This window comes from Bradyrhizobium sp. USDA 4503, from assembly GCF_054055815.1.
Genome location: NZ_JBSRXS010000001.1, coordinates 7,992,831 through 8,013,670, shown reverse-complemented (window position 1 = coordinate 8,013,670; position 20,840 = coordinate 7,992,831). Strand labels below are relative to the sequence as shown.

14 protein-coding genes and 2 pseudogenes are annotated in these 20,840 nt (G+C 58.8%); 2 read left to right on the top strand and 14 right to left on the bottom strand.

The genetic code is table 11. From position 1 onward, the window contains the following. Nucleotides 1–38: 38 nt before the first annotated feature. A pseudogene (gene ectB / locus ACVMIH_RS37985) lies at nt 39–1,298 on the bottom strand (diaminobutyrate--2-oxoglutarate transaminase). Between the two features lie 951 nt (nt 1,299–2,249). After that, the gene (locus ACVMIH_RS37980) at nt 2,250–4,685 is read right to left on the bottom strand and encodes a CoA transferase (RefSeq protein WP_456865541.1); all 2,436 of its coding nucleotides are present in this window, start codon (nt 4,683–4,685) and stop codon (nt 2,250–2,252) included. A gap of 2,564 nt (nt 4,686–7,249) precedes the next feature. On the opposite strand from ACVMIH_RS37980, the gene ACVMIH_RS37975 reads away from it, so the two are divergent. Then, entirely contained in the window at nt 7,250–7,675 is a 426-nt protein-coding gene (locus ACVMIH_RS37975; RefSeq protein WP_456865538.1) for a hypothetical protein, read from the top strand. A gap of 167 nt (nt 7,676–7,842) precedes the next feature. Continuing rightward, a complete protein-coding gene (locus tag ACVMIH_RS37970) occupies nt 7,843–8,997 on the top strand; it encodes a M24 family metallopeptidase (RefSeq protein ID WP_456865536.1) in 1,155 nt (384 codons plus the stop codon). Nucleotides 8,998–9,294: 297 nt separating this feature from the next. On the opposite strand, the gene ACVMIH_RS37965 is transcribed toward ACVMIH_RS37970, so the two are convergent. From ACVMIH_RS37965 to ACVMIH_RS37910, 12 genes and pseudogenes are all read right to left on the bottom strand, one after another. Continuing rightward, complete coding sequence (locus ACVMIH_RS37965) at nt 9,295–9,531, bottom strand: M20/M25/M40 family metallo-hydrolase (protein ID WP_456865533.1); 237 nt, start codon at nt 9,529–9,531, stop codon at nt 9,295–9,297. A gap of 652 nt (nt 9,532–10,183) precedes the next feature. Next, the gene (locus tag ACVMIH_RS37960) at nt 10,184–11,233 is read right to left on the bottom strand and encodes an extracellular solute-binding protein (RefSeq protein WP_456865530.1); all 1,050 of its coding nucleotides are present in this window, start codon (nt 11,231–11,233) and stop codon (nt 10,184–10,186) included. A gap of 36 nt (nt 11,234–11,269) precedes the next feature. Continuing rightward, on the bottom strand, nt 11,270–11,536 hold the full coding sequence (locus ACVMIH_RS37955; RefSeq protein WP_456865528.1) for a TOBE domain-containing protein: 267 nt from the start codon (nt 11,534–11,536) through the stop codon (nt 11,270–11,272). After that, on the bottom strand, nt 11,533–11,937 hold the full coding sequence (locus ACVMIH_RS37950; RefSeq protein ID WP_456865525.1) for an ATP-binding cassette domain-containing protein: 405 nt from the start codon (nt 11,935–11,937) through the stop codon (nt 11,533–11,535). The genes ACVMIH_RS37955 and ACVMIH_RS37950 overlap by 4 nt, the downstream gene beginning before the upstream one ends. An 88-nt stretch (nt 11,938–12,025) precedes the next feature. Beyond that, on the bottom strand, nt 12,026–12,343 hold the full coding sequence (locus tag ACVMIH_RS37945; protein ID WP_456865523.1) for an ATP-binding cassette domain-containing protein: 318 nt from the start codon (nt 12,341–12,343) through the stop codon (nt 12,026–12,028). Between the two features lie 438 nt (nt 12,344–12,781). After that, nucleotides 12,782–12,994, bottom strand: coding sequence for a hypothetical protein (locus ACVMIH_RS37940; protein ID WP_456865520.1), 213 nt, complete (start codon nt 12,992–12,994; stop codon nt 12,782–12,784). Nucleotides 12,995–13,120: 126 nt separating this feature from the next. Beyond that, nucleotides 13,121–14,526, bottom strand: a pseudogene (locus tag ACVMIH_RS37935) (IS110 family RNA-guided transposase). A gap of 200 nt (nt 14,527–14,726) precedes the next feature. After that, nucleotides 14,727–14,981, bottom strand: coding sequence for a transposase (locus ACVMIH_RS37930; protein WP_456865518.1), 255 nt, complete (start codon nt 14,979–14,981; stop codon nt 14,727–14,729). Nucleotides 14,982–15,224: 243 nt separating this feature from the next. After that, the gene (locus ACVMIH_RS37925; RefSeq protein WP_456865515.1) at nt 15,225–16,394 is read right to left on the bottom strand and encodes a M24 family metallopeptidase; all 1,170 of its coding nucleotides are present in this window, start codon (nt 16,392–16,394) and stop codon (nt 15,225–15,227) included. 209 nt (nt 16,395–16,603) lie between these two features. Continuing rightward, a complete protein-coding gene (locus ACVMIH_RS37920) occupies nt 16,604–17,383 on the bottom strand; it encodes a carnitinyl-CoA dehydratase (RefSeq protein ID WP_456865513.1) in 780 nt (259 codons plus the stop codon). Continuing rightward, a complete protein-coding gene (locus ACVMIH_RS37915; RefSeq protein ID WP_456865511.1) occupies nt 17,376–19,451 on the bottom strand; it encodes an acetate--CoA ligase family protein in 2,076 nt (691 codons plus the stop codon). The genes ACVMIH_RS37920 and ACVMIH_RS37915 overlap by 8 nt, the downstream gene beginning before the upstream one ends. Before the next feature lie 198 nt (nt 19,452–19,649). Next, entirely contained in the window at nt 19,650–20,807 is a 1,158-nt protein-coding gene (locus tag ACVMIH_RS37910; protein ID WP_456865508.1) for an acyl-CoA dehydrogenase family protein, read from the bottom strand. Between the last annotated feature and the right edge of the window lie 33 nt (nt 20,808–20,840).

Sequence of the window (20,840 nt, the reverse complement as noted above, 5' to 3'; positions counted from 1 at the left end):
CTCCTCTCCAGCCTTGATAAACAGCAGGGGTGCGGTCACTACGACCTAGCCTCCTTCAGTGTTTCGGCCAAAGATTCATCGAATATCTCAAAACCTTGATCTAGTGTCTCAGAGTCGATCGTAAGTGCAGGCAACAATTTTATGACCTGATCAATGGGGCCGCATCGCTCGATAATCAATCCCTTCTCAAATGCCTTGCGTGTCGTCGCCTCTGCGATTTCGGCCATTTGGCAATCAAACCCCAACACCATGCCTCGTCCTCGAACAGCAAATCTGTTGCCCTGCCGGGATGCAATGGCCTCAAGTCGACGCCGCATAAGTTCTCCCATGTGCTGAACTCCTTGCGAGAACGTCTGGCTACGCCAATAACGATTTAGAGCTGCGGTTGCAGATATAAGCGCAAGGTTGTTTCCTCGGAACGTGCCTGTGTGTTCTCCTGGCCGCCATGCGTCGAGTTCCTCTTTGATCAACAGCATGGACAATGGCAGACCGTACCCGTTTAGCGATTTCGACAATACGACGAAGTCTGGCGACAATGTCGCGAACTCGAAGCTAAAGAAATCGCCCGTGCGACCACAGCCCATCTGAATGTCGTCAACGACAAAAAAAGGCGCCAACATTTCTTGCTGTAGCCTGAATCGATTGCAGCCATTTCCTGCTAGCGACATTTATGCCACCTTCTCCCTGCACAGTTTCGACGAGAACGGCAGCTGGACGATCAATGCCACTGCTCTCGTCTATCAATGTCTTTTGAAGGTAATCCGCCGTATCAACAGCGGACCCGAGATAGCCATCATAGGGCATGAAAGTTGCGCCCGACAAAGGAACGCCGCTGGCAGCGCGATAAAAGCGATTTCCGCTCGTGGCAATCGCCCCTAAGCTCATGCCATGATATCCATGAGTGAATGAAATGATATTTGACGCCCTGTGATTTTGCGTGAAAGCTTTAACGCTGCCTCAATAGCATTGGCACCTGTTGGCCCCGTGAATTGGAACCGGTATTGCAGATTCCGTTCCTGAAGTATGACAGAGCTGAACGTCTCTATAAATTCGAGCTTTGCAGGCGTGGCCATGTCCAGCCCGTGCACTACGGAATCCGATGCTAGATACTCGGTAATAGCAGCTTTGATCTGATGATTGTTGTGGCCGTAGTTCAACGCTCCAGCACCGGAGAAGAAGTCAATGAGCTTTCGACCATCCTCTGTTAGCATAATTGAGCCGCGCGCTCGACTGAAAATAGCGGGGAGCGAACGTGAGTACGAGCGGACGTTTGATTCCAAGGCTTCGAAAGCCTGCATATTTCGTGGCTCGCTAATCCTCCCCCTCATGTCGTCTCCTTCATAGGTAGGATCAATGAACAAGCACGCCTCTCTCCGATTGCGCGAGCTGTTGACCTATCGACCGAACGCATGCTTGCCGCCAGGGCGTTATGTTGCGCCGCGCATCTCTCAGATCGGCCGCAGTCATTTACCTTAGAACCGGGAATGCCGAACCTACTAAGACTTGTAGTAGCAGAGCAACATGCACGACGTAGATGCGCGTTGTCGACTTCGGAAAACCGGCACGCTCCTTTCAGTGTTTCGATGGACGGCTTCCGAACCAGGCAAAGCGGAGCGGTCAGCGCTGAGATGTGCCGCTGATTTGAGCTATCTGCCAGCGTCCGCTCAAACGTAGTATTTAGTGAGCTCTCATCCCGGTCTTGCCAGTCCCAAATAGCACAGCGCAGGACGCACTTCTAGTGAACGCGCTTCTGGCCCGAACGACATCGCCCTCTGCTTCGATCTATCATCTCCTGGCAGTCTCGACGAATTCGAGTCATTGAACGATACGATGACCGCCGTACGCTCTGCACTTGCCGTTCAGGTGTCCTTTCTCACTCTGAATGCGCATAGGATTCGACCGTCTGCCTCGTTGCGGAAGTAGAGCCGCCACAGCCGCACTCAGCCTCAGCTCCCGGACAGGTGGCCAGCCGGGGGTGCCACTTCCGTCGATGACGGATCCATCGAGGTGCACGCCGAGGTTTTCGGACGCATTGTCCATGGCAAAGTCTCCTTCATGTCAGTCCCGTTGCACTCAGGTCGGTAGATCTTCCCAACATCAAATTGAGCTTGCACAAAGGCCCCGCTTTTCATGTCCTGACGACAGCGCAGACTGTTTCCATCCGCCTAGTTGACGCTGCTCTATCAGAGGCCGGCAATCTAATAGGCCTGATTGGTTCGTCAATCTGGGCCACAGGTCGATTTGTGAGATTACGACACCTTGCTTGCTCTTGCGGGCTCCCCTTCGGAGAGCATCGCTGTACCGATGATCCCATCCCTGCTCAATTCGGCAATCTCGGCGTCGGACAGTCCGAGAAGCGCTGACAGGATCTCCGTGTTATGTTGTCCCAGCGTCGGCGCAGCCGTGCGGATCGCATAGGGCCGAGCGCTTTCACGGATTGGCATCGAGGGCTGCGGATGCAGGCCGATGAAAGCGCGCTCGACCTCCTGCAGATACGCGCGCGACTTGAGATGCCTATCCTTAAGCAGGTCGATCGGCAGGCGGGCCACTCCGGCCGCAACCCTTGCGCCCTGGAGCTCGGACATCGCCTGATCCGCATCGCGGATGAGCGTCCAGGCTTCGATGGCTTTCTCGATCACAGCTTGGATGCCGCGGCGAGCTTCCGCAGATTTCAGCGATGCGTCGGTGGCCCAGTCTGGCCGGCCAATGAGGATGGCCAGTCTCTGCCACATGTCCCCATCAGTCGCCGCTACCATGATCCAGTTGTCCTCCCCCGCACACCGGAAGCAGCCATGCGGCACGAACTGCGGATGTCGATTGCCGTATCTTGTCGGCGGCATGTCGTCGATCGAATGGACCGTGATCCATGGCGCCACGAACGGCATCATGCATTCGATCTGCGAAAGATCAATGAACTGTCCCTGCCCGGTATTGCGGGCGTGAATCAGCGCAACCAGAACCGCAGCGCAGCCGTTCAACCCGCCGACAGCATCCCCGAACGCGACGTGGCTCATAACAGGTGGATCGCCGGCGTTTCCGATCACGCTCGGCAATCCCGAACCCTGCTCGAGGGTCGAGCCGTAGGCCCGGCAATTGCGATGGACGCTGTTCGTGCCAAAGGCTGACATTGACATCATGACGAGCCGAGGATTGAGTGTTCTGAGCACGTCGTAGCCAAGCCCGAGCTTTGGCAGCACATCGACCGAATAGTTGTCGACGACAATATCTGCTCCCGCTACAAGCCGCTTGGCGAGAGCGCGGCCTGGCCGTCGCGTCAAGTCGAGTGTGATGCCGCGCTTGTTGCGGTTTATCATGCAAAAGCGTACCGTCTTCTCATACATCTGACCATCGACGTAAGCGGGCCTACGGTCGACGCCGCGCCACCAATCCGGATACTGCATGGCCTCGATCTTGATGACGTCCGCACCAAGGTCAGCCAGTGTGCGCGTACACAACGGACCCGCCCAGCCCATCGAGAAGTCGATGACGCGAATTCCCTGCAGTGGTAGCTCGCCGGCATCGGTGCGGCCGGATGGCGCCGACGCGGTACTCTTTCGTCGGGAATTCACGAAAGCCTGCCGCTCGCCGGGAGCCGGAACCCTTCCACCCCGACGCGGCGGCGTCAAAGTTAACCGCTGCATCGAGCCAGCCGTCAGACCCTCTTCTTCGCCAAGCAGAACGGGCACAATTGCGCCGCGTTCTTTCTTCTCCACGTCTTGAAGCAGATCGGATATTTCGGGTACTGGTACGATCGGGATCTTGCATTTCAACCCCTCCACAAACCACTCCTGCGCTGTCCGTGTTTTCAGCCTCGGCATGAACTGTCGCTCGATCTGCTCCGCATGACACAGCCGATCTTCGCCGAGCAGCAGATTCGGGTCGTCACGCAATTCGGACAAGCCAAGCCTGTCACAGAACGCGCGCCATTGTGCGGGCGTCAGCGCCGTGATGCCAAGCCAACCCTTTTTGGTTTCGTAGATACCGACCGGAAAGTTCGGCCAGAAGCGATTAATGCCGATCCTACGCATCAAATCGCCGCGCATAGAAGCCTCTAACATGAAATCCTCGCTGAGAACGAGGCTCGACTCGAAAATACTGAGCGACCACGACCTCCCTGTCCCGCCATGCATTCGCGCAACTGCCGAAGAAGCCGTCGCGATGAAACCCCACAGGCCAGCCAAGATACCCGTCTGGAAATCCGGCGCGTGCGACGGCGGGCCCTCGAGCGGCCCAACCAGCTTGACGAGGCCGGCGAGCGCGCGGACGGTCGAATCCGTTGCAGCGAATCCTGCATAGGGTCCCTCGCGGCTAAACCAGCTCGCTTCGAGGTAGATCAATCCAGGACGTCGCTGTCGGATCGCAGCGATATCAGTGGGCGGGCAATCGGCGGGATCAACATCACGGCCATCGACCAGAATGTCGCAATCCTCGATCAGCGCCGTCAACCGCGTGCTCGCGTCCGGGTCCTTGGCATTCATGATGATGCTTGACTTGTTGAAGTTCAGCAATGCAAACCACGCGCTTTGGCCTCCGGGCGTAAGTGGGGCGCTGCGGCGAAGTGGATCGCCGGCCGGCGGCTCGACTTTTTGAACATCGGCGCCGAAATCGGAAAACAGGCGCGCGCAATAGCTGGTCGCGGCCGAGCTACCGATTTCGACCACCCTCAAATGCGATAACACTCCCATCGAAGGGCTCCATTTTCCGGGCCATGCTGATGCTTCGGGACTTCTTCTGCCACGCGATGCCTGCCCGTCGACACAGCGAAAGCCACGCTGCTTACCATGCACAGATACATGGGCGTTTGCGATTGGTGCGAGGTGGGGGCACCCGGACAGATCGCAAGCCGCCTCGATCCGAAGCCTCGCCTTCGCGGGATCAATGAACTTTTCAATTTTGAACACCGATTCAATTAATATTTGATCCGCCGTTCACGTACAGCTCCGCACCTTTCTCCATTAACGTTCTTCGCTCGGCCAAGTCGGCGACGGCGCCCACATCTATCTGAGGACACCCTGCAGCATGTAGGCATGCCGCCGAATTCGCCGGTCCGCCACGCGGCGATAAAGAAGGAGGCATGCAAGCCCGCCCGCCCCGGATCATTGACGTGCACCTTGGACACGGCTCTTGCGCAGCACAATACCGAACAGCCGGACGATCAGACTCGACCCACTAGCCAACATCCAGGAGACGTGACGCACGATGCCAGTCTTTTCGACCTCGACCATGAAACCGGACGTACCGCACAACGATGCGATTAGCAGGTTGAATGCGTCCTAAAGTGCAGAAAGTGGCGCCGGGATGCTTGGATTTGGTGGCGATCAAACCGGATGGCTTGCACTCGATGCGGATCGACGCTGAGCTCATGCCGAGGCCTGCGTCGCAGCACAATTCGAGCATCGAATCCCTGTGAATCCCTGTCGGCGATAACATCGATCACCGCCGGGATGTCGTAGACACTCAGACGGTTCTCCGGAATTGCAGGCCGCAGCAGCCGCTGGTCTGTCATTCTTCCACTCTGCGTCGGCCCCTCGAAATTAAGACAGGTGTTTCTGTGCAGGTGCGCGTCGCTTCCTCCTCATCTTCAACGGGAACGTCGACGACGTCCTTCGGGGACTGGAAACAAATCGAAACCCATCATCGTCACATTGCCACCGAAGCAGTAGCCGGAAACGACGGCCAGCAAAGGTAGGAGGCCAGCAAGCTTGGCACACTGTCTCAAAGACAGCCCATCGAGGATCACGCGAAGCTGTCCGCCGTTGCATTTTGTTCTCCATTCCGATCTGTCAAGAATACGCACCCGACGCTCAGGCGGCTCGGTACGACAGCGCGGCTTGGCGACATCGGGCCGAATTGGACGTTCAAAGCTTGCGGGCGACCGCCGCACTCCCAATGAACTAACCACGGGCTACTTCGCTTGGGCAGCTACCAACTCAGATAGCTGACGTTCGTGCTAACAGCGTCAGCTCCACCCATCGCCCCAAGTTCCGCTGCTCGCACTGCTCGCCGCCGCGGCCGATCATCGATTGTGGAAGGCAGCAGTTACTTGCTCGGGAGGCGGACAAACGAGTTGTCCACGAATTACGCGTATCGAGCCGACGCAGTGCCATAGCCTGGCCGCGGGCTGTTCGGCACTGATTGCCTCACGTGGCGGGGCGCGGGGTTGAAGGGCGCGATTCGCTTCCCTCTGGTGCGCCTTCGATTCATCGTCGTCACCACTTCCCGATCCGGTCGCTATTTCGACCCTCGGGCGACTCCTATCCACGGCCCCAAAAACTGGCAGCAGCTTAGGTCACCCGGCAATCGCCGCAAACCGCTGGGATTTTCCCAGATCGGAAACGCTGCGCAACTCTGAAACACGGAAATGTCCGCGAGGCGCCACAACATCCGCCCACCAAGCTTAGTAGGTTCGCTCTTCTCTTTGTCAAGTAACATAAACGCCCCATGTTCATCCAAGCAACAGGGAAACACCATGGCCTACGAAACCATCAAAGTGGAGCGTGAACCGTGCGTATGCGAAGTCGTTCTGTTAGGAGGTAAGAGTCCGCCTCATGTGAGATCACGCCACATGTGGCCGGAGGCAAACTGCGTCGTGCAACTGCGGAAACGTTGAGGTGGGGGCGCACAGCAGGATATGAGCGAGCAGCAGCATAAGAATCCGTCTCGACCTCGTGGTGCCGATCGTTGCGCCAGCATCGCTACCACGTCGATGCGGACGCACTCGTGCGTATTCTCATGATGGACCGGCTCCACGTCAGCTTCTATCGCGAGACTGGTTCGACACGGCCCCAAAGCTCAGATCGCCTCTCATCCGGCGGCTGTTCGTCCAGCTACAGTTGTCGCGGACGGGTTCTCTAAGGTACCGGGCTTGATCGCACGACACATCCCGTTCTCCCGAAGCAGGCAGAGTTTCGGCCATATCCTGGCTCACATTAGGAAATTCGACTCTAAGGCTCGCTACGTTCGGTTTATGGCATCGCAACGCCCACGCCCTCTCGGAATCCTGGCCCTCGAACGCGGAGTGCCGCCCGGCACCAAGCCGCCGACCTCGCCTGCCGGCTCAATGCTAAATTCTACTACTTTCAATTTCCCTGTCATCGCGGAAACCGTCGCGGGCGCATGGGTTGAGAACGTGGTTCGCGGCGATCCAGAGCTTGAGCCGGCCTATATCGCAGCCGCCCGGCGTCTGGTCGAGCGAGGGGCCGTCGCGATAAGCTCGACCTGCGGCTTCTCTATTCGACATCAGCCCGCGGTGGCTGCCTCCGTGAATGTGCCTGTGGTGATGTCGAGCCTGCTCCTGTTGCCGGCGCTGCTCCGACAGCTGCCGCCGCTCGCCAAGTTCACCGTCCTGACCTACGACTCGACGCATTGCGGCGAAGATCTGCTCGGGCTCGATGATCCGGCCGAACGGGCGCGGATCGTGGTCGGCGGCATCGAAGGCGGCAAGTTCTGGCATGACGAGTTGAAGCGTCCGGCGCCCCCGATCGACGTTGCCGCGATCGAGACGGATGTCGCCGCCTGCATCGCGCGTCTTCGCGCCGCGTATCCTGAGATCGCGAGCATTCTGTTCGAATGTGCCGCGTTTCCAATGGTTGCGCCGGCCATCCGTCGCATCGCGAAGCTACCCGTCTACGACATCACGGACCTCTGCCGGATGACTATGGCTTCGGTCACCTGAGCTCGTAGTTACATACAATGGGACAACGCGGGCTGCACCACCGAGTGAGAAAGATATTCCACAACGCCGTCATTTCGCCAAATAGACTTTGCGACCGCGCCAGGACCATGCTGCGCATCGCCGCTATGCAAAAAACCTCATCCAACTAACATCAGGAGAAATAGCTCATGCCCGCATTTGGTCAACAGGAATATCGTGAGCGTACAGCTAGGCTACGGCAGCGAATGGCGGAGCGGGGCATTGACGAGCTCCTCGTCTTGAACGAGGCAAACATGCACTACCTGACCGGCTATGATGGGTACTCGGAGTACGTTCCGCAGCTCGCGCTTGTGCAGCAGGATGAGGAAGATCCTTGGCTGATCCTGCGGGAGATGGATGTCGCCTGCGCGACGGCCACGTGCTACCTGCCGCACGCGCGCATCCTCAGCTATCCCGAAAAATATATCGGTTCCAGCCAACGGACGCCTTGGGAGCCGATTGGCGATCTGATCCGCGAGCGCACCCGATCGATCCGCATAGGGGTCGAACTAACGGCCAAGAATTGTGGGGTGAAGGCCCAAGCCGCCCTGGGCAAAAATCTGGACCTGTCGAACAGCATCGACGCCGACGGCATGATTTCCAAGCTGAAACTGCTGAAGTCGCCTGCTGAGCTCGTCTATATGGAACAGGCCGGAAAGATCGTCGATCGGGCTATGCAGGTGGGCCGGCTCGCGGTCGCGGTCGGCGCGAGGGAATGCGATGTCGCCGCGGCCATAACCCATGCGCTCTGCACCGGCGTGCCGGAGATCCCGGGGGGAGTTCCTCGCTTTCCGACCATGCCGACCGGTAGTCCCGCCACGGCGCCGCATCTCAAGTGGTCGGATGCGTGCTATCCAATGGGTTGCCAGACCAATTTTGAGCTCGGTGCGGCCCGCCACCGCTATGTCTGCGCGTTGTCCCGCACTGTGTTCTTGGGTGAGCCATCCGCTCGGCCCCGGCATGTGCACCAAGCGGCAGTCGACGGCTTCCTCGCTGCGTTCGATGCTATGCGGCCCGGCGTTACGTGTGGCGACGTGGAGCGAGCATTCCGACGTACTTTCACTCCTCGAGGCGTGCGCAAGGATTCCCGAATTGGCTACTCCATCGGAAACGATTGGCCCGATGGCGGCGCCAGTCTGCAGGACGACGACGAGACCGTCCTTCAACCAAACATGACCTTCCATATAATCGTTGGCATTTGGGAGAAGGACGAGGGTTATGTCTTTAGCGAGACCGTGTGTGTGACCGAAAACGGCGCAAGATCGCTGAGCAGCATGTCGCGCGACTTGCTGATCAACTGCTGAGATTTCCTACCTCTCACCGGTTGGCGCTGTGCCCAGTGGAATGCGTCGGCTCGGCTGCTCGATCATCCGAAGCTTACGTTGTAATTGAGGAGCGGGAAGTCACTATCATTCCGTCAGATGTAGTTAAATCCGAAGGTCGTGCACCACGATGGCGGCGAGGCATTATAACTCCCCTCAACGGTGGTGACGCGCGCTCCTCGATTTCGTTAATCCGGATTTGGCCGCAACAAGTGTGGTTTCGCGCGCGCTGGGATGTTGCGCGCGCTGCGCCATCCCCTTATTTTCGGTTCAAATTGGTCAGCCGACTTCGTCACAGGGCCCGCATGCGCCATATGTGCCCGCAGGAAGATCTGTCTTGACATGGAAACCAACCGCCGCGAAGAAACCATCGAGCAGATTTTCCTCGGCAACGGTACGACCGCCGAGCGGCTCGGCCTCTTCCGCTGGCTGAAAAGTAACGCGGACTCTACCGGAGAACGTATCGCGCCGGCGGTGTAGAGCAATCGCTGTCCCGAGCGCGATCGAAGTGTGCATATCGTGACTACAAGCATGCATGAGTCCGGGAACTCTTGCCAACGGTACGACAGGTCTTCCCGGTCTCCTGGATCGGCAGGCCACCGGTGTCGCCGCGAATGGCAATGCTGCGCTTGGCTCCAGCGGCCAGGCCTCCTCTATCGACGTAGAGACCGATCTTGTGAAGGGTTCGGGCGCCTGTCAAGCCGGCCACCTGTAACGATTCGCGAACTCTCTGCTGAGTTTACCACTTGTTGTTGGAAAGCTCTGGCCCGCGATGCATCGCGTGGCGCATTTGAAGCACTGTATTCCGCTCTTCGTCGGAGAGCAAATTATTCGTAGTCGATCCCATGACGATCCCAATTGTGCCGCGGGCAATCAACTTCTGGACCTACAGCTATCAGCGGCCAATCGGAGAAGGCTATCGAGTTTCCTTCGTCGGGCGCGGCCGAACTGCAAATAACCAAAATTCATCGCAGGATTTGCGCGAAGAGGCCCGGACTATCGGAGCGTCGGCGCCCGCAAGGGCCTAGCGTCAAGAGCTCATCAAACAGCCCGTTTTGACACAGCGAGCATTCCAGTTTTTGCCTTTAGACCATCGAGCGCAATGCGACACTCAGATTGGGCATTGTTCGCAAACTATTGCTTGATGGTAACAAGCGCGAGTCCCTGCCTAACCCTGACGTTCCTTGTTGATTCGCTCTGTTATCTCGCTGCGCCGCTGCATGAGGGAGGCCCAATTTATGGATTTCTTCAGTGCTGCACGTTCGGGCGAATTGATCAGAATCTCAGATGCAATTTCATCCAGCTTTACGTCAGTTGTGGGCCCATAGCGTAGTGTCCGGGGCAGTCCCATCATGCCGTCATCCGATAGCATTTGATTGATGTAGGCCAGCGCAGCCTCCTTATTGCGCCCGCCCTTCACGACGCTAACGTAAGTGGTGATTGCGTACAGCCCCTTTCCCGGCACGACCGTCTGCATTGACGTTCCGGTTTTACGCAGCTCATACGCCCGCCCATCCCAGAGCAATCCCGCTTGGGCTTCACCTTGTCTGAAGAGCTGAACATGAGCAACGGAGCTTGTTACCAGCGCGACAATGTTTTCCTTTGCGGCGCGCAGGACTTTATAGCCGGGCTCGAGGTTCGTCAGTGAGCCGCCATTCTCCTCCGCGAGGGCCAGCAAGGCCAGAAAAGCCGGGAACTGGTTGGATGCAAATATCGCGACCTTGCCTTTGAGATCTCTTCGAGCAATGTCGGAATAGGAGGTAAGCGGCGTTTCGATCGTGTCGGAGTTGTAGACAGGTACGATCGTGGCGACGCTAAACGGAGCGCCGTAGTCGCCGAACTCGCGAAAATTCGGAAGAACACGGCTAATGTTGGGGACCTCCGCCGCAGTGAACGGGTCAATGACATCGGCGGTCATGATCTGTGGCATGAGGGGACTATCCCCCATAAACAGATCGATATGCGGGTTGCCCTTGTTTGAGATCAATTTGACGACGTCGGCGCTCGTGGTTGATGCCATATACTCGATCTTGAGACCGGTCTTCTCTTCGAGCGGCTTGGCCACCGAATCGATCAATGCCTTGTCATAGAGGCCGCCATATCCATTTATCCGGAGCGTAACGCCACCGAACTTCTTTTTGTTGAGCGTGGACGGCGGTACCGCGACAAGCGACGCTGCCGAAATGGAACTGAGCTTCAAGAACTTACGTCTATTCATTACCACCCTCCGTGGTTCATTGTTGGATCATCTCGTTTATGTCTTGGTCGGAACGAATCGAATCCGGGCAGGATCGATCGCGACGCTTAGTTCGTCACCAGGATTAGGTTTCTGGCCGACGGGAAAGCGGGCATCCATGAGAAGTTTTTCGCCGCCGAGGCGGATCTGCAGGCGTGTTATTGCGCCAAGATACTCGCGTGCCTCCACGATCGCAGAGTGGCTGACGATCCCAGACATTTCGTCCGCTTTGCGAACATACTCAGGTCGAATAACGGCAATGGCTTTGCCCGAGGGGCCGGTCACGGGCAGCTTAAGGCCCGCATCTGAAACGAACCCACATTGATCGTTGAACTGACCTTGTAGTAAGGAACTCGAGCCAATGAATTCGGCGACAAAGCGCGTCGCAGGGGCATCATAGATCTCCTCGGTGTGCCAATTTGCTCTACTGTACCTTGGTTCATGACGACGACGCGATCGGCAAGCGTAAGTGCCTCCTCCTGATCACGCGTTCCAAAAACGGTCGTCATGTCGAGACTTCGGATCAGACCATGCAGATCTTCTCGAAGCCGAACACGGAGCTGAGCATCCAGATTTGAGAATGGTTCGTCGAGTAGAAGTACCTTCGGTTGGAGGGCGAGCGCACGGGCAAGGGCCACAAGTTGCTGTTGGCCGCCGGAAAGCGCACGCGGATAGCGATCTCCCATGCTGCAACTCGACGCGACTGAGAATTTCCCGGACTCGATTCCGCCGGTCTTTCTTGTTCATGCCGATATTGTTCATTTTTGGCCACCGTCATGTGGGGAAAAGCGCGTAATTTTGAAAAACGATACCAACATCGCGCTTATAGGCTGGCACCTTTGTTATATCTGCGCTGTCGATCATGATTTGACCACGGGTCGGATCGATACCCGCCAACATACGAAGCGTCGTCGTCTTTCCGCATCCTGAGGGGCCAAAGAGGTAGACTAGTTCCCCGCGACGTATGTCGCGCGACATGGTCGAAACGGCTTTGAACGCGCCGTAGTCTTTCTCTATGTTTCTAAACGAGACCACATATCGCCGATCCGATTCGGGTGCAGCCACGCCTTGAAGAGCAGATTGCGTGCGCATTGCTAACTCACCGATTTTGAACCGGAGAGGCGATCCGCCAAGAAGACGGCTGTGGCTGTGACGAATACAACAACCGATGATACTGCACCGACGAGCGGATCATAATTTTGCTCGACGTAGCTTAGGACTTGGACCGGCAAGGTGACACGCCCATCGTAGCTCAGGAATACAGATAGCGTTACGTTCTCAAACGACGTGACAAAGGCGAATACCATCGCCGATATGATCCGGGAATGAGAAGCGGGATGGTAATCGTGCTCAGAACGGTCACCGGCTGGCCCGCAAGCTCATCGCTGCCTGCTCAAGGTTGCGGTCGAAAAGCATCGTACTGGCTGAGAGCGTGCGCACGACATAGGGAAGCGTGATAACAAGATGGCCAACAAGCAGACCGACAAAGGTCTGGTTCAGCTTGATCCAGACAAGAAACTACATAGGCCCCTAGCCCAGGACGACTGTCGGTATCAAGAGAGGCGAGAGAAGAAATCCTCGAACAAATTCCCGCCCGTGAAAGGAATAGCGATCAAGAGCAAAAGCCGCTGCAAATCCGATGATCAAGGAGAGCACGGTCGTTAAGGCGGCAAGCTCCAGGCTTAGGCTCAGGGAGCCCATGAAGAGCGAAATCTGCCAAACTTCGTAGTACCAGTGCAGCATTGGAAGTTACGCTGGCGCTCACCGGGCGCTCGTGCCACGCGTAGTAGCCGGCCGGCGAGACCTCGTGCACGGCACACATCAGCCGCACCGGATAGGTGTCGCGGTGGTCCTCGATAAAGCGAAAGCTCATGTCCGGGTTCCGGCAAAGATCGCGATCGACTTCCTAAGAATCAGCCGGATCGGGTTCGCCTGGAATTGCCTGTAACACGAACCCAGAGATTTGGCTCGGCGCTGAAGGTTAGCGAGGACACGGTCGCGATATTGCTGCTCATAGTGATCCGCGCCGGGGTCTCTGTAGTGCATGCCGTGCCGGAGGGTGTTGTAGAATAAAACTGCGATCTTGCGGGCGGTCGCTGTCACCGCCTTTGACTTACCAGCACGTGATGATAGTCGGCGATAGAATGCACCGAGCGCCGTATCGCTCCGCCCGACGGTTGTTGCTGCCAACCGCAACAGTGCGGCTGCCCGACTAGACGATCTCCGTGTGCGCGAGGACAACACCTTGCCGCCAGAGATTTTGTTGCCTGGTGCAAGACACAGCCAGGAGGTGAAGTGCTTGGCGCTCTGCCATGCCCGCAGATCGGTGCCACACTCACCGACGAGCTTCAATGCCAGTGATGGACCGAACCCATGGATCTCAGTCAGATCGACGCCGAGCACGCCGTACAGCGCGGTCCTGACATCGAAGGTAGGCGCGTTGACCTGTTTGGTCTTGATGCGTGGCTTGGATAGCTTTCCGGTCGGCTTCGCGCCTTTGTTGTTCCGTGCCGCGATCAGGACCTCGAGCTTGCGGTCGCAGTCCAGCATTTTCGCCTGGTAGACGTCGTAGAGTTCCAGCGACTGGGTCAGCGCGAAGACATGTTCGTGCCGGTCGTTGCCCACCAGGGCCGCACGGATCGTCGCGATGGATGAATGGCATCGCGTCCCGATAGGTTGCCAAGACGTCAGGATTCCGCTCGCCTGCAACAATCGCTCTGATAATCCGCATGCCGGTTGCGCCCGTTATATCCGTGACCACATGATGGAGTTGCAGATTCATCTCCATCAGGGCCTTCTGCATCATGCTGGATATGGGCGGCGGCATATTCCACCAGCCGCTCCCGTTGGCGCAGATACGCGCGCAGGGTTGCGATCTCGGCATCAGGCCGAAAGCTGCCGCGTAACAGGCCATAGGAGTGAAGCTGGCGCAACCATGCGGCATCGCTGACATCGGTCTTGCGCCCGGGCACGTTCTTGGCGTACCGCGCATTGACCAGAATCACCTCAAACCCGCGCTGCTCCAGGATCTCGTAGACCGGGATCCAATAGACCCCGGTGGATTCCATCGCGACACTCGTCACGCCGCACGTTTTGAACCAGTCCGCCAGCTCATGCAGGTCTTGCGTGAATGTGCCAAAAGAGCGCACAGGCACGTCGGTGCAAGCGGGGTTCACCGCAGCCATGTGCATCGTTGATCCGATGTCGATGGCGGCGGCCCCGACGTTGGCCGGCTTCAGTTCCGGACGGTCGCCGGCCGTCCTCTTCTTCTGCATGGCAATCCTCCATTCAATGATGAGCAGGAGGGTCTGGGCTATGCCAATCGCCATCTTCCTAATCGGGATCGTCGCCAGGGCGACGTCACCACTCTCAAGTTCGCATGCACCCATGGACCATGTTTTTTAACGGGGATTGTGCCTCCAATAATCGAACGGCCGCTACCCTCCCAGCCGCCGAGGATAGCACAAGGCTGTTTCTACGCCGCACAGGCGCGCCACCGTGCTGGACAGTTTTTTAAAATGTCGCGCTCCATGCGCAGCCGTTCGTTCTCCTGGCGCAGCCGGGCGATCTCGGAAGCCTGGTCCGCCGACATCGGCGCCGCCTGCGTGGTGGGGCGCCACGCCGCCGCTGTCGGCTCCTGCCGGAACTTGTCCACCCAGCGTCGGAGCACCGAGTCGCGAAGACCGAGCTCTTTGGCCACCGACGTGACCGAGCGACGGCTCGACACCACTAGCTCAACGGCCTAGCGCTTGTAGTCGTCCGTGAACGGCCGACGTTGACGTACTTCCATTCGACACCTCCGGGCTCTCTGAGCCTACTACAGGTGTCCACTCATTCGGAGGAGGTTCAGTGGCCAAGAGTTGCGCCAGCTCAGCAGGCGAGCACGCAGATATTCATCAGGGCGGGCCTTCCAGGTGCGGAGCGCCAAGAGGCTGTCGACCTTCCTCGCCAGAAGAGTCCTTAAGAACCGATGCTAAAGCTCGAAGAGCTTCCGGGGCGCTTGAGTTAAGACTTCCACGTCAGAGTCGGTCACGCGAAACGTCTCGCTGATTACGTACCCGAAATCCTCGTCGATCCAGTTGCCCAGCATCAGATGGAAGGTCATGTTCGGTTTGAGAACAGTCGTGTCCCCTTCCTTGAGGCTAGTGACCGCCTCGTTCCAATCGATGCCTATGCCGTAGCCGCACCGCGACTCTTTCTTGAAACCCTGCTTCTCAAGCGTACGATTAAATGCTTCGGCGACGTCGCTACAGATTGCGCCGGGTCGGACCTTGTCCAACGCGGCCTCGAGGCCAGCGAGTTCAGCCTCATGCAGTCGACGCAAACGGTCAGAGGGCTTACCAATAGAGAAAGTGCGCATGATTGCGGCTGTGTATGCATGACGCACGCCGCCGAGTTCCAGATTGATTTGCGAACCCTGCCGCAGGACGTCATCGCTCCACGTAATGTGGCTCGTTCCGGTGCGCGGTGAGGAGCACATATAGATGTTGGCGATGCCCGTTCCGGACTTGCCATTTGCGCCGCGCGCGAGCGTCGCCAGAACCTCAGCGACCACTTCGGCTTCATGCACACCTGGACGCATTACTTCTGCCGCACGCATTATGCCAGCATCCGCGATGGCGGCCGCCTCCCTCATCAGGGCCACCTCAAGATCGGATTTAATAATACGAATCCACGTTACAACGTTGGTGCAATCCACCATCTTCGCTTCCGGCAGTCGGGCCTTGAACTTCTCGGCCGAGCGCGCTGGCAGCTGGCCCAATTCGAGCCCCACGGCGCGCTTCACCCAACCGGCATCCCGGAGGAAATCAATGATAGCGTCGTAACCATCTTTCTCTGGGTTGCCAACGAGCGCTTCCGGATAACCGATCATCTTGTTCCGCTCCAGGAAGGTCATATGGATGGCTGCCGGCAAATCCATCTGACGCACAATGAACGCAGGCTCCTCTTGGTGAACGGAAACCAATAGTGCCTGGGGGACGTAGGCCGACCGGGCCCTGTAGCCCGTGAGATAATTAATGTTGCGCTCGAATGTTACTACGAGCGTTTCGATATCCCGCTGCACCATTTGAGCCTTCACCGCCTGAAGACGGCGCAGATATTCGGTTCGCGGGAATACTTGAGGACCGCGGGTTACTGTCACTGGCTTGGCTCCTTCGGGTAACTTCTGGCTAGGTTATGTGCAGATCATTAAGTAGGAGAAAAGGCATTCGACATCGCAAAGCATCAAATGCCAACCGCCCTCACGGCAGCACACCGGATCGCAAGCCGCGTGGCAACGCTCCCAGACCTACCGCGGGAGGGAATCCCAGGACACAAGGGGAGACGGAGCGCCTCATTCCCACAAGACCGCTATCTCCCCTTCCAAACTGGATCCCGCTTCTCGGCGAATGCCCGGGCGCCCTCGAGGCTGTCCTCTGAGCCGTAGAGCTTGTCAATCGTCGCGAGCTGGCGGCGGTTCAAGCGGTTTAGGGCGTCCTGGAAGTCGAGCGCCTCGGTGACGCGCGCGGTCTCCTTGATGGCGGCAATGACCAAAGGCGGCCCGTTCGCGAGCAGCCGCGCGACCTCCCAGACGCGCGCCTCGAGCTTTTCCTTGAGAAGCACCTCGTTGATGAGACCCCAGTGACGCGCTTCGGCGACATCCATCCAGCGCCCTGTCAGCAGAAGCTCCATCGCAACGTGATAGGGGATGCGTCTCGGCAGCTTGATCGTTCCCGCGTCGGCCAGTTGTCCGGCCCGAATTTCCGGCAGCGCGAAGGATGAATGATCGGAGGCGTAGATCAGGTCGCAGGAAAGGGCCAGCTCGAATCCGCCGCCGACCGCCATACCGTTGACGCAGGCAATCACGGGCTTGTTGAAGTCGCGCAATTCCTGCAACCCGCCAAATCCGCCGACCCCCCAGTTGCCATTGGACGTTTCGCCGCTGGCCGCCCACTTGAGGTCCATGCCGGCACAGAAGAACTTGTCGCCGGCGGTCTTGAGGATCGCAACGCGCAGGTCCGGATCGTCGCGGAACGCCTTGAACGTTTCCCCCATCAGGCGCGACGTCTTAACGTCGATAGCGTTGGCTTTCGGCCGGTCCAGCGTAACTTCGAGGATGGCGCCTTCGCGGCGAGTTGTGACATCAGCCATTCTTCTTCTCTCCAGTCATGAGCAACGCATCGGCGATCCAGGCCCCCTTACCCTCGGCGCAGACGATCAGGGGATTGATATCGAGTTCCTCGATCTCGGCGTTCTGTTGCACGAAGGCAGCGATACCCGATATGGCATCGATTGCCGCTGGGATATCGGCGTTGGGCCGGCCGCGGTAGCCGTCCAGCAGTGGGTAAAGCTTCAGGTCTCGCAACGCTGCCTCAATGTCCTTGCGCGTTGCCGGCAGCATCAGAGTGACGCTATCGCGGAAAAGCTCGACCAATACGCCGCCGGTGCCCAGCGTCATCATCGCGCCGAACATCGGGTCGCGGGTGAAGCCGACGATCAGTTCGGCGACGCCGTCCTGCACCATCTGCTCGACATAGAGTCCGCTGCCAAGAGGCAACAGATCGCCGGCGGCGGTGCTTACAGACTCGGTATCCCTGAGGTTGAGGCGCACCGCGCCAACTTCCGATTTGTGTCTGACACCCAGCGCTTTCAGTGCCACCGGAAAGCCAAGCGCCTTGGAGGAGGTCACCGCCTCGACCGCATTGCCGGCGCGCTCACCTTTAGGGACGGGCAACCCGGACTTGATTAGTCGCGCCTTCGCCGCCGCCTCATCAAGCGTGATATGGTTGCCTGCAGGCGCGCCGGAGGCCGAGTTATCGACCGCCTGCGCCTCTGGCTGGCGCCAAACCCTACCGATGAACGCGGCGGCCTCGGCGGCATCCACGGCTTCCGAAATACCGAACAATGGCACCATCCGCCGCGCCATCAGCTCGGCAGCGTAGTCTTCAGGGATGTTCTCGGGCAAAGAGCAAACGATCGCGCCGTGCGCCCTGTTAGTCTTCAGCGCCGCTTCGAAGGCACGTATGATCACCCACCTGTCAGCGTTCGAGCAGCGGTCCGCACGCGGGAAGTCGATCACCAGCATGTTGAGGTCGAAGCCACCCGACACCATAGCGGTGAAGGCCTCAGTCAACGCGGGCTCGTTGCTAAATATGTAGGTGTTGTAGTCGAGGGGGTTGGCCACCGCGACCATTGGCCCGAGCGTCGATTTGACCTGGGCGCGGTGCTGGTCGGTGAGGCGGGGGAAATGCACCAAGCGCCCTTCCGCGCTGTCAGCCATCAACGAAGCTTCGCCGCCCGAGTAGCTCATCGACGACAGCCGGTAACCGGGCAGTGGTCCGGTCACGTGCAAGAGCTTCAACGCCTCGATGAAGGCGGGAATGGAGCTGACGCGGGCGATGCCGAGCCGCTTCAGGAAGGCGCTGGACGCGGTGTCCGAGCCGGCAAGCGAAGCGGTATGCGACACGGTCGCCTGCCGGGCCTGCTCGGAACGTCCAACTTTCATCACGATGATCGGCTTCTGCAGCTCCCGCGCCCGCGCCGCCAGTCTCTCGAAGCCGGCCACGGAATCGAAGCCCTCGATGTGCAGGCCGAGAGCGGTGACGCGCTCGTCCTCGATCAGGGCGAGCGCCATTTCGGAAAGACCGGTTTGCGCTTGGTTGCCGGCAGTCATCACAAAAGCGATCGGCAGGCCACGCTTCTGCATTGTCATGTTGATGGCGATGCTGGACGACTGCGTGAGGATGGCGACGCCACGCCCCCCCTCGGCCAACCTTGTGCCGCCATGCTGGTCCGGCCACAAAGCCGATCCTTCGACATAGTTGATCAGGCCGTAGCAATTCGGGCCGATGATCGGCATCTCGCCGGCCGCGGCGACGAGCTCGGCCTGTAGCCGCTTGCCATCTTGCTCGTAGGCTTCGGTTTCGAGGAAACCAGCAGCGTAGCAGACGGCGCCGCCAGCACCGCGCTCGGCCAGCGCCTTGATCACTTCTATGACGAGGTGTCGGTTGACGCCGATCCAGGCACCGTCAGGCGCACCTGGAAGGTCTGCCACCGAATGGTAGGCCTTGAGGCCCGCAACCTCATCCTTGGTGGGGTGCACCGGCCAGATCTCGCCGGCAAAGCCCATCTTGATCGAGTGCGCGACGACGCTGGCCGCAGCGTTGCCGCCAAACACAGCGATCGATTTCGGACGCAGAAGACGCTCGAGTCTATGCATTGATCAGGCCCCAAGCGGACGCAGAGCGCCCAAGAAGTGAAGTAGCGTAGGATTTGCCGACGCGCGGATGCGCACGACGCGGGCGTCGCAACAAATGCGCTCCAGCGGCAGCGCCTCCATCAGTCCCATGCCGCGGATCTGCATCCAGAGAAGTGTCAGCCCTACCCAGCTCGTGGTCGATCGATTTGAGTTTCTTCTTCAAGTCGTTTGCTCCCTACTGAGCCCTCCGAGCTCAGCAAGCCGCCCGAGGTGATGATCGGCGTCCCCGAACAGGGTGTCGATCATGGTCACATGCTTGAAATAGTGACCGATGCTGTACTCCATGGTCATTCCAATGCCACCATGCAGCTGAATCGATTGATGACCGATCGCCTTCGCCGATCGGCCGATCTGGACCTTTGCGGCCGAAATCGCGCGCTCGCGTTCGGTCACATCGCTTTCGCCCGCCATCATCGCGGCGTACATTGCCATGGAGCGCGACTGCTCCAACTCGACAAACATGTCGACCGCCCGGTGCTGCAGCACCTGAAAGGTTCCAATCTTCTTACCGAACTGCTCGCGCGTCTTGAGATAGTCGACAGTGATAGCTTGCATTTCGGCAAAGCAGCCGACCGCCTCCGCGCAGAGCGCTGCGACCGCCTCGTCCGCCACCCGCGAGATGACCGGGAACGCGCCTGCCGGATCGCCAATGACGTCGGCCGCCGTAGCTCGCACATTCTCGAGCGTGATCTCGGCCGCACGCAGCCCGTCCTGCGTCATGTAGCCGCGGCGCGTGAGGCCCGGCGCATTCCCATCGACGAGAAAGAGGCCGATTCCGTCCTTCGCGCGCGAGTCTCCGGCCGTTCGCGCCGATACGATGATCCTGTCGGCTGCATCACCGTGAAGGACGAGGCCCTTGGCGCCGTTGAGCGCCCATCCGCCGCCGTCCTTCTTCGCCTGCGTCTGAACGTCGAAGAGATCGTAGCGCGCCTGTGGTTCGGCATAGGCGAAAGCGAGCTTGATCCGGCCTTCCGCGATGGCCGGAATCAGCTCGGCCCTCTGCGCTTCGCTCGCTCCGTGGCGCAGGATGCCGCCAGCGAGCACCACAGTCGCGAAGTAGGGTTCGAGGATCAGCGCCTTGCCGAAGGCTTCCATAATGATCATGGTGTCGACCGCGTCTCCGCCGAAGCCGCCGTGCGCTTCGCCAAAAGGCAACGCCAGGAGCCCGAGCTCTGCATAGCGCGCCCACATTGCTTCGCTGAAGCCCGGCTTCTCGCGCTGGTACTTGCGGCGCTCATCTAAGCCGTAGCTGTCGAGCAGCAGCCGCTCGACGCTGTCCTTTAGGAGTCTCCGCTCTTCCGATAGATCAAAGTTCACTGCAGAACTTTTCCTGAATCAGAGCCTGGTGCT